Raw genomic sequence first — 9,974 nt, 5'->3', positions numbered from 1 at the left:
CCCCGCGCCGGGGGAGACCGCCACATCCCCGCCCGGGGTCTGCTGCCCGCCGCGCTGGCCGTGTCGGCCGTCGCCGTTCCCTCGGCGGCCCACCGGTACGGCCCGCCCCCGGGCGGGTCGACCACCGTCCTGGCGCTCACCGCCCTCACCGCGCTCGCTGCATTGGTGGCGCTCGGGGCCGCGCTGCGGCGACGGCTGCCGGCCGGCCGTCCCACCGCCGCCTCACTGTCGGCTGCGGTGGGCGCGCTGCTGCTCGTGGGGCACGCCCTGGGCGGGGGGTGGCTCCTCGCGGAGGTGGCGCGGGGCGCTCCCACGGCACCCGACGCGGCGCGGACCGCCGCGCAGACGGCGCTGGTCCTCGCCGCGGCGGTGGCGCCGGCGCTGTGGACGGCCGACCGGTTCGTCGCCGCGGCCCGGCAGCGGCTGGTCGGCAGCCGCACCCTGCGGGAGCTGACCTCGGCCGTCCGTCCGCTGCTGCTGGCCACCGTCGCCGGGTTCGGCGCGGCGCTCGCCGGGGTGCTCGCGGTGGTGACGCTGCTGCCGCCGTTGGTGCCCGGCGGCCCGTCCGTGTGGCCCGTGCCCGCTGCGACGCAGCTGGCCGCGGTGCTGGCGCTGGGGCTGCTGCTCCACACCGCGCTGCTGCTCACCTGCGGCGGTCGGCGCACCGCGGCGGCCCTCGCCCTCGTCGCGGCCTCCGTGGTGCTGACGGCGGCGCTCTCGCTGGTGGCCGCCTCCTGGTTGCCGGGGCTGAGCGCCCTGGCGCGACCGGTCGAGGCGCTGGTGGCGGCGGGTGGGCCGCCGCTGCTCACCGCGACCGTCGCCGGCGTCGCCTGGCTGGTGCTGCTGGTCGTCGCCTGGCGGACGCTCACCGGCCCGTGGGCGCACCACGGCACGCCGGACGGCGAACCGGCGGCGCGCAGCGGGCGACCGGGCCCCGCGGCGGCCGGAGGGGAGTGCGGGCACGGCGGCGACGCGCGAGGCCCGGTCGGCCACGCGCCGCCCACCGGATGGGACGCGGACCCCGTCCGCCGCTTCCGGGGCCGTGCTCGTGGCGGTGGGGGAAGCCGTGCCGACTGTGCGGCGGCGGGCACCCCCGCCCTGCCGCCGCCGCGCCGGTGACACTCCCGGATCCACCCGCGCCGACCGCGCGGGACGGAGCCCCCCACGCGGCTCGTCCCCGCGACGTCCCAGCCGTGGCGCGGCCCTCCCGGCCCGCGGCCGAACCGAATCCGTGCCACCTGACAAGGAGAGACCGATGAGAGTGCTGCTACTGGGTGCCAGCGGGTACCTGGGGCGGTTCATCGCCGACCGGCTGCTGGCCGACCCGGCCGTCCACCTGACCGCCCTCGGGCGGGGGGACGACGCCGACGTCCGGTTCGACCTGGCCACCGGCAGCCCCGGGGCGCTGACCCGCTTCCTGGACGCGGTGCACCCGTCCGTCGTCGTCAACTGCGCCGGGGCCATCCGCGGCACCGCGCGCGAGTTGACCCGCCACAACACCGTCGCCGCCGCCACCGTCTGCGAGGCGATGCGCCGCAGCCGCTGCGGGGCCCGGCTCGTGCACGTCGGCTGTGCCGCCGAGTACGGGCCCTCGCAGCCCGGCTCGACGACGGCCGAGGACGCGCAGCCCAGGCCCGGTGGCCCCTACGGCGTCAGCAAGCTCGCCGCGAGCGAGCTGGTCCTGGGTTCGGGGCTGGACGCCATCGTGCTGCGGGTGTTCTCGCCCACCGGCCCGGGGACCCCGGCCGGATCGCCACTGGGGCGGCTGGCGGACTCGCTGCGCCGCGCGCTCCAGCACGGCGACAACGAGCTCAAGCTGAGCGGCCTGGCGGTGCAGCGCGACTTCGTGGACGTCCGCGACGTCTCCCGGGCGGTGCACGCCGCGACGCTCTCCGCCGCGCAGGGCGTCGTCAACATCGGCTCCGGCCAGGCGGTCCGGCTGCGGGACGCGGCGGTCGCGCTGGCGCGGATCTCCGGGTACACCGGGGCGCTGCACGAGCTGGACGGCCCGCCGCCCGGCCACGTCCCCTCGCCCCGGGCGGGGGACCACCCGCAGCAGCCGCAGCACGTGCCCTACCCCGACGGCTGCGGCATCTGGCAGCAGGCGGACGTCCGCACGGCGCGCGACCGGCTGGGCTGGCGGTCCCGCATCGCCCTGGAGGAGTCACTGGCGGACATCTGGATGGAGGCCGCATGCCGGATGTGACGCTGCGGCGCGTCACCGGGACGGTCACCACACCGCCGGTCATCAGGCCGGCGACGGGGACCGGCCTGGTGGCTCCCGGCTTCGCGCACCCCATGGTGGCGCCGTTGGAATGGGCGGAGCTCGCGCGCTCCGACGCCCCGGTCCGGTGGGCCGTGCTGGACGTGGCGAACGGGCCGGGGCAGCACCCGGACCGGTTCGCGGCGTCGGCCTGTGCCGCGCTGCGGGTCAGGGGCAGAACCGTCCTCGGCAGGCTGGCGATGGGCGGGGGCACCCGCCGGCCCACCGAGGTACTGGTCGACGCCGAGCGCCATCTGAGCTGGTACCGGGTGCAGGGGTTCCACCTCACGGAGGTGCCCTCCTCGCCGGAGGGGCTCGCCGCGGTGCGGCGCCTCACGCGGGCACTGCGCGCGCTGGCGCCGGGGACGCGGATCGTGCTGGACCACGGCCGGCACCCCTACGAGGGGTACGCCGAACTGGCGGACCAGCTGGTGACCTTCCGGGGCCGGTGGCGCGACTACCGCTGGTCCCAGGTGCCCGGTTGGACCGCGGGGTACCCGGCGGAGCGGTTCTGCCACCTGGTCTGCGAGGTCCCGCCGACCCGGCTGGGGGAGGCGCTGCGCATCGCCCGGTGGCAGGGTGCGGCGACCTACTACCTGACGGACCGGAGCGCTCGCGACGGCGCCGACCCCTGGTCGTCGCTGCCCGGCTTCTGGGACGAGCTCGTCTCATGCGTCGGGACGGCGGTCTCGGAATGAGATCGGCCGTGGCAGTGTTGGGGACAGTGTCCATGGCGTGATGACGTCCGTGACGTGGCGGGCGGGCCGTGCCGCGCGGGGGAGATCCCGGGCGGCACGGGCCGTCCGCGCCCTGACCGCCGTCCACCCCGACCAACGGAGATCCCGTGTCGCTGCCCCCCCTGGTCGAGCCGGCCGCCGAGCTCACCGTCGACGAGGTCCGCAGGTACTCCCGCCACCTGATCATCCCGGACGTGGGGATGGAGGGTCAGAAGCGGCTGAAGAACGCCCGGGTGCTCTGCGTGGGCGCGGGCGGTCTCGGCTCGCCCGCGCTGATGTACCTGGCCGCCGCCGGTGTCGGCACCCTCGGCATCGTCGAGTTCGACGAGGTGGACGAGTCCAACCTCCAGCGCCAGATCATCCACAGCCAGTCCGACATCGGACGCCCCAAGGCCGTCTCCGCCAAGGAGACCGTGCAGGGCATCAACCCGCTGACCCGGGTGAACATCCACGAGGAACGGCTCGACTCCTCGAACGTGATGGAGATGTTCGCCGAGTACGACCTGATCGTCGACGGCACCGACAACTTCGCCACCCGCTACCTGGTCAACGACGCCTGCGTGCTGCTGGGCAAGCCCTACGTGTGGGGCTCGATCTACCGCTTCGACGGCCAGGCTTCGGTGTTCTGGGCCGAGCACGGGCCCTGCTACCGCTGCCTGTACCCCGAGCCCCCGCCGCCGGGCATGGTGCCGTCCTGCGCGGAGGGCGGCGTGCTGGGCGTGCTGTGCGCCTCCATCGGCTCGATCCAGGTCAACGAGGCGATCAAGCTGCTCGCGGGCATCGGCGACCCGCTGCTCGGGCGTCTGATGATCTACGACGCCCTGGAGATGACCTACCGGCAGGTGAAGGTCCGCAAGGACCCGGACTGCGCGGTGTGCGGCGAGAACCCCACGGTCACCGAGCTGATCGACTACGAGGCGTTCTGCGGTGTCGTCTCCGACGAGGCCCAGGCCGCGGCGGCCGACTCCACGATCACGCCCCGGCAGCTCAAGGAGTGGATGGACGGCGGCGAGAAGATCGACGTCATCGACGTCCGCGAGCCCAACGAGTACGAGATCGTCTCCATCCCCGGTGCCCGGCTGGTCCCCAAGAACGAGTTCCTGATGGGCACCGCCCTGCAGGACCTGCCGCAGGACCGCCGGATCGTCCTGCACTGCAAGACCGGTGTGCGCTCCGCCGAGGTCCTCGCGGTGCTGAAGAACGCCGGCTTCGGTGACGCGGTGCACGTCGGCGGCGGGGTCATCGGCTGGGTCAACCAGATCGAGCCGGAGAAGCCCGTCTACTGACCCCGGTCCCACGCTCGGCGGGGGCGGTGCGGCGCGGAGGCGCCGTGCCGCCCCCGTTGGTTTGCCCCGGGCCCGGGGTGCGGCACCCCGGACGGCGGTCGCGCCCGGTGAGGCCGCCGTGTCCCGAGGGGCGGACGAGGTGTCCGCTCCTCGGGACGCGGCGGCCGGCCTCCGGGCCGCGGCCCGCGCGGGTTCAGCCGCAGACCAGGCCGTTCTGGGGGACCATCCCCGACAGGAGGTAGTCCTCGACGGAGTCGTCGATGCACTCGTCCTGCCCGTAGGCCCCGTGGCCCTCACCGTCGAAGGTGATCAGGACGCCGACACCCTCGCCCAGCTCGCGCTGCATCCGCTCGGCGCCCTCGTACGGGGTCGCGGGGTCGCCGGTCGTGCCGATCAGCAGCATCTCGGACGCCCCGTCGGCGGAGACCTCCGGCTTCTCGGCCTCGCCGTCGGTGGGCCAGCCCTCGCATCCGGCCAGCGACCACAGCAGGTAGGGACCGAAGACCGGCGACGCGTCCTCGAACGCGGCGCGGTTCTCCTCGATGGCCTCCGGGTCGCGCTGCCCGGTGGTGTCCGCGCAGGTGATGGCTGCCTGCGCGTCGCGCTGGTTGCTGTACCGCCCCTCCTCGTCGCGCTCGTTGTAGGCGTCGGCGAAGAGCAGGAGCAGTTCGCCGTCGCCCTCAAGCGCCTCCATCAGCCCGACGGTGAGGTACTCCCATGCCTCCTGGTCGTAGAGGGTGGCGACGATGCCGAGCACCGCGAGCTGTTCGGTCAGCTGTCGTTCGCCGCCGGTCTCCAGCGGCTCCTCGGCCACCTCCGCCAGGAGGTCCGCCAGCAGTGCGCTTCCCTCCTCGCCGCCCTCACCGGTCGGGCACTCCTCGCCGTACACCTCGGCGCAGTCGGCCATGTAGTTCTCCAGCGCCAGCTGGAAGCCCCGCGCCTGGAGCAGGGCACCGTCCACGGAGTCCGCGGTGGGGTCGACCACCGCGTCCAGGACGGCGCGCCCGACCTGCTCCGGGAAGAGGTTGGCGTAGACGCCGCCGAGTTCGGTGCCGTAGGAGATGCCGAAGTAGTGGAGCCGGCTGTCCCCGAGGACGTGGCGCATCAGGTCCATGTCGCGGGCGGTGTTGGTGGTGGTGAGGTGCGGCAGTATCTCGCCGGCGTTGGCCTCGCAGGCGGCGACGTACTCGGCGGACATCTCCGCGTACGCTTCCTCCTGCTCCTCGGTGCGGGGGAGTGCGCCGTGCTCCTGCTCCTGCCGGTCGATCTCCTCGCCGTCCAGGCACCGCACTCCGGCGCTCTCGCCGACGCCGCGCGGGTCGAAGCTGACCAGGTCGTACCCCTCGCGCAGCGCCTCGTACTGCTCGCCGAGCATCGGGAGCGTCAGCACGCCGGAGCCGCCGGGTCCGCCGAAGTTGTAGATGAGGGAGCCCTGGCGGGCGTCGCCCTCGGCGGTGCTGGCGGCGCGGATCAGCGCGATGCCGATCGTCTCGCCGTCCGGCTCCTCGTAGTCCAGCGGCACGGTCAGCGTCGCGCACTGCCAGGGGGTGCCGTCGTCGAGCTCGCCCGGCGCCTCGCCGCCGCCCTGGGCGACGGTCGGGGCCTCACAGGGGTCCCAGCTCAACCGCTGCTGCGAGATGGCGTCCGGGACGCCCGGGTAGGCGCGGGCGGCCGGGGTGGACTTCTCACTGGGGCGGCCCTCCTCGTCCTCCCCGCGCTGCTCCGAACCGCCGCCGCCGGAACACGCCGAGAGCAGCATGACGCCGCTGAGCAGCGCGGCGCCGACCGTCAGGGCGCGGTGGCGCCCGCCTTGTGAAGTGGGATGACCCATCGTGCTCTCCCCCGGCCCGAGGGCCGTGCGCTCGTGTCGTGTGCGTCGGTAGAAGGGCGCGCGGGACCGCGCGCGGGAACGTCCCCGGGGGGTGGGCGTCAGCCGCACGTGGTGCCGTCCGCCGGGGTCTTGCCGGTGAGGAGGTGCGCGTCGACCGCGGCCGTGACGCACGGGTCGCCGCCGGTGTAGGCGCCGTGGCCCTCGCCGTCGAGGGTCAGCAGCGCCGCGGTGCCTTCGCCGAGGGCCTCGCGCATCCGCTCCGCGCCGCGGTACGGCGTGGCGGGGTCGCCGGTGACGGCCACCAGCAGGATGGTCCGGGAGGTGCCCTCGACGGCGACCGCGGGCTGGTCCTGTTCGGAGACGACGGGCCAGCCGGCGCAGCCGAGCAGTTCCCAGACCAGGAACCTGCCGAGCACGGGCGACGCCTCCTCGAACGCCGCACGCTGCTCCCGCACGGTGGCGAGGTCCGGCCGGGTGGCGAAGTCCGCGCAGTTGACGGCGACGTTGGCGTCGTGGAGGTTGCGGTACCCGCCCTGCTGTCCGCGCCCGTTGTACCGGTCCGCCGCGGCGAGCAGCAGATCGCCCCGGCCCTCGGTGTGAGCCTCCCGCAGGGCGCGCGTCAGCCTCGGCCACGAACCTTCGGAGTAGAGGGAGCCGATGACGCCGGTGACGGCCAGGTTCTGGGTCAGCTGCCGTCCGCCGGCGGTCGGCAGGGGCCGGTCGGCGAGGGAGTCCAGCAGCTCGCCGAGGAAGAGGTGCGCCCGGGCCGGGTCGTCCCCGGCCGGGCAGTCGCCCGCGGCGGCGCAGTCGGTGAGGTAGGCGTCCAGCGCCTGCTGGAATCCCGCGGTCTGCCCCAGCGCCCGGCCGACCACGTCGACGGTGGGGTCCACCACGGAGTCCAGCACCACCCGGCCGACCCGGTCGGGGAAGAGCGCGGCGTGGACGGCGCCGAGCTTGGTGCCGTAGGAGGCGCCGTAGTAGTGCAGCCGGGGTTCCCCCAGGACCTCACGGAGCACGTCGAGGTCGCGGGCGGTGTTGGCGGTGGTGAGGTGCGGCAGCAGGTCCCCGGCCTCCTGCGCGCAGCGTTCCGCGTAGGCGAGGCGGTCGTCGAGGTAGGCGTCCTCCCCGGCTGCGCCGTCCGCCCCGCGGGGGTGGGAGATCCCGGCGAGCATGGCGTCGCGCTCCTCCCCGGTGAAGCAGACGACGCCGTCGCTGGCGCCGACGCCCCGGGGGTCCATGCTCACCAGGTCGAAGGCGCCGGCCAGCGAGGTGAACCGCTGCTCCAGGCGCGGCAGCGTCGCGACGCCGGAACCGCCGGGGCCGCCGAAGTTGAGGACCAGCGAGCCGATCCGCCGGTCGCCCTCCGCCCGGGAGCGGACCAGCGCCAGCTCCATCGTGCGGCCCTCGGGCGCGGAGTAGTCCACCGGGACGGTGAGGCCGGCGCACTGCCAGCCGTCACCGGGGGCGGCGCCGCCGCCCTGGGCCTCGGTGGGGGCGGGGCAGGGGCGCCAGTCGGGTTGCTGGTCGAGCAGGCCCGCGGGGAGGGGCGGGAGGGACGGTGCCTCGGGGGGTGCCGCGTCCTCGTCGCCGGGGAGCGGGCCGGCCTCGCCGGCGACGCTGGGCGAGGGCACCCCCGCTATTTCTGGCTCCTCGTCACCGCTGTCGGCGCCCGAGGCGGCGCAGGAGGTCAGCACGCCCAGGGCGGCGGTCACGGCGGCCGCCGCGCGCAGCGCGGCCCCCCGCCTGACAGTGCTCCGCGCGCTCATGGCCCCCCAAGGTCGCCCCGCCGGCCGGCCGTGGTCCGCCGATCGGTGCCGTGTCGTCGGGTGCCCGCCGCGCTCCACCCGGGGCGGCACCACGGTCAGGCTATCCGACGCCCCGGACGGGGCTCCCGCTCCCGTGGCACGCCCGTGCCCCCGGGGCCTCCGGGGGCACGGGCGCCGGGCTCCGCACGGGCCCCGGGGGCGGGCTCAGCCGCAGGTGAGTCCGGACTCGGGCACCATCCCGTCGAGCAGGTACTCGTCGACGGCGCGCTTCACGCAGCGGTCGCCCGAGGTGTAGGCGCCGTGGCCCTCACCCTCGTAGGTCACCTCCACCGCGACGCCCTCGCCCAGGGCCTCCCGCATGCGGGCGGTCCCCTCGTACGGGGTGGCGGGGTCACCGGTGGTGCCGACCAGCAGGATCTCGGCGGAGCCCTCGGCCGAGACGTCCGGATGGGCCTCGTCGCCCTTCACCGGCCAGTCGGTGCAGCCGAGCAGGGCCCACGCCATGCCCGTGCCGAAGACGGGCGACGCCTCCTCGAAGGCGTCGAGCCGGTCGCGCACGTCGTCGGCGGTGTAGCGCGAGCCGGAGTCGGCGCAGCGGATCGCGGTGAGGGACGACTGGAGCGTGGAGTAGGTGCCGTCGGTGGACCGGCCGTTCATCGCGTCGCCGAGGAAGAGCAGGACCGAGCCGTCGGGGTCGGTCTCGTCGGTCGCGTCGGAGAGGCCCTGCGAGAGGTAGGGCCAGAAGTCCTGCGAGTACAGGGACTGCGCCATCCCCGACCAGGCCAGCGAACGCGTCAGCGGCCGGTCGGGGTCGCGGGTGGGCATCGGCTCCTCCGCGAGCCCGTCGAGCAGCTCCTTCAGCTGCTGCTCGGCCTCCTCGGGCGAGCCGGTGAGGGGGCAGTCGTCCTGGGAGAGGCAGTCCTCCACGTAGGCGCGCAGCGCGAGTTGGAAGCCCCGTGCCTGGCCGAGGGCGCTCTGCTCGTCGTCCTGCGTGGGGTCGACCACCGCGTCGAACACGGCGCGGCCCACGCGCTCGGGAAAGAGGTGGGCATAGACGCCGCCGAGCTGGGTGCCGTAGGAGATGCCGAAGTAGTGGAGCCGGCTGTCGCCGAGGACGTGGCGCATCAGGTCCATGTCGCGGGCGGTGTCGACGGTGGTGAGGTGCGGCAGCAGATCGCCGGCGCCGTCCTCGCAGGCTGCGGCGAACTCGGCCTGCCGGGTGAGGAGTTCCTCCTCCTCGGCGGAGTTCTCCGGCACGGTGTCCGCCGCGAAGTACGCGTCGAGCTTCTGGTCGTCCAGGCAGACCACGCCCTCGCTCTCGCCGACTCCGCGCGGGTCGAAGCTCACCAGGTCGTACCGCTTGTGGAGCGAGGCGTAGTCGTCGGAGAAGGCGGGCAGGGTCACGACGCCGGAGCCGCCGGGGCCACCGAAGTTGAACAGCAACGAGCCGATGCGGTCGGCCTCGTCGCCACCGGCCCGCGCGCGGATCATGGCGAGCGCGAGGGTGTCGCCGTCGGGGTCGTCGTAGTCCTGCGGCACCGTGAGCGTCGCGCACTCCCACTCGGTGCCGTCCCGCAGCTTCTCCGGCGCGGGCTGGTCGTCGCCCTGCCGCGCGTCCGGCCGGGGACAGCCGGACCAGTCCGGCTCCTGGTCGGTGAAGTCCGACGGCAGTTCGGTGGTGTCCACGGCGCCCCGGGCCGGACCGGCGCCCGTGACCGCGCCGCCGGGCTCGGTGCCGCCCGAACAGCCGGCGAGCAGTACCGCGGCTGCGGTCAGCGCCACCGCCGCCCGCCGACGGGCGGGTGGTGCACCAGGTTCCTCGGACGACATCCGGTCACTCCCCTTCGCGACGACTGGGACGGGACCAGCCCAGCACCGCCCACCGCCCGCCGCGACCGCTGCTCGCCGTCCGGGTGAGGGGCCGCCCCGCCGTCCGGGTGACCGGCGGCGGGGTCATCGGCTGGGTCAACCAGATCGAGCCGGAGAAGCCCGTCTACTGACCCCGGTCCCACGCGCGGCGGGGGCGGTGCGGCGCGGAGGCGCCGTGCCGCCCCCGTTGGTTTGCCCCGGGCCCGGGGTGCGGCACCCCGG

At 75.2% G+C, this 9,974-nt stretch carries 7 protein-coding genes and 1 pseudogene; 5 read left to right on the top strand and 3 right to left on the bottom strand.

What is annotated here, in order from left to right; all coding sequences use genetic code 11:
- The 4 genes and pseudogenes from HCJ92_RS18880 to moeZ form a co-directional block, all read left to right on the top strand.
- Positions 1-1,119 (top strand): annotated as a pseudogene (locus HCJ92_RS18880) (hypothetical protein); the annotation flags it as partial.
- 136 nt (positions 1,120-1,255) lie between these two features.
- Complete coding sequence (locus tag HCJ92_RS18875; RefSeq protein ID WP_167934806.1) at positions 1,256-2,206, top strand: NAD-dependent epimerase/dehydratase family protein; 951 nt, start codon at positions 1,256-1,258, stop codon at positions 2,204-2,206.
- Positions 2,194-2,961 (top strand): spherulation-specific family 4 protein, encoded by a 768-nt coding sequence (locus tag HCJ92_RS18870; RefSeq protein WP_167934805.1) that lies wholly within the window; start codon positions 2,194-2,196, stop codon positions 2,959-2,961. Before HCJ92_RS18875 ends, HCJ92_RS18870 begins: the two co-directional genes overlap by 13 nt.
- Positions 2,962-3,107: 146 nt before the next feature.
- Positions 3,108-4,286 (top strand): adenylyltransferase/sulfurtransferase MoeZ, encoded by a 1,179-nt coding sequence (moeZ, locus tag HCJ92_RS18865; RefSeq protein WP_167934804.1) that lies wholly within the window; start codon positions 3,108-3,110, stop codon positions 4,284-4,286.
- A 193-nt stretch (positions 4,287-4,479) separates the two neighbouring features.
- Here the strand turns inward: moeZ and HCJ92_RS18860 are convergent, their stop codons facing one another.
- The 3 genes from HCJ92_RS18860 to HCJ92_RS18850 form a co-directional block, all read right to left on the bottom strand.
- Positions 4,480-6,117 carry an alpha/beta hydrolase gene (locus HCJ92_RS18860; protein ID WP_167934803.1) on the bottom strand — a complete coding sequence of 546 codons (1,638 nt, stop codon included), beginning with the start codon at positions 6,115-6,117 and terminating at the stop codon, positions 4,480-4,482.
- Between the two features lie 98 nt (positions 6,118-6,215).
- Positions 6,216-7,883, bottom strand: a complete 1,668-nt coding sequence (locus HCJ92_RS18855) for an alpha/beta hydrolase (RefSeq protein WP_167934802.1) — start codon at positions 7,881-7,883, stop codon at positions 6,216-6,218.
- 204 nt (positions 7,884-8,087) lie between these two features.
- Positions 8,088-9,713: an alpha/beta hydrolase gene (locus tag HCJ92_RS18850; protein ID WP_167934801.1), complete on the bottom strand. Its 1,626-nt coding sequence runs from the start codon at positions 9,711-9,713 to the stop codon at positions 8,088-8,090.
- Between HCJ92_RS18850 and HCJ92_RS18845 the strand changes: the two genes are divergently transcribed.
- On the top strand, positions 9,689-9,883 hold the full coding sequence (locus HCJ92_RS18845) for a hypothetical protein (protein ID WP_167934800.1): 195 nt from the start codon (positions 9,689-9,691) through the stop codon (positions 9,881-9,883). The genes HCJ92_RS18850 and HCJ92_RS18845 overlap by 25 nt on opposite strands.
- Positions 9,884-9,974 lie beyond the last annotated feature (91 nt).

The sequence above is a fragment of the Streptomyces spiramenti genome (genome assembly GCF_012034385.1).
Taxonomy (GTDB): domain Bacteria; phylum Actinomycetota; class Actinomycetes; order Streptomycetales; family Streptomycetaceae; genus Streptomyces; species Streptomyces spiramenti.
Note: the sequence above shows the minus strand (reverse complement) of the source record. Positions and strands in the feature narration are given on the sequence as shown.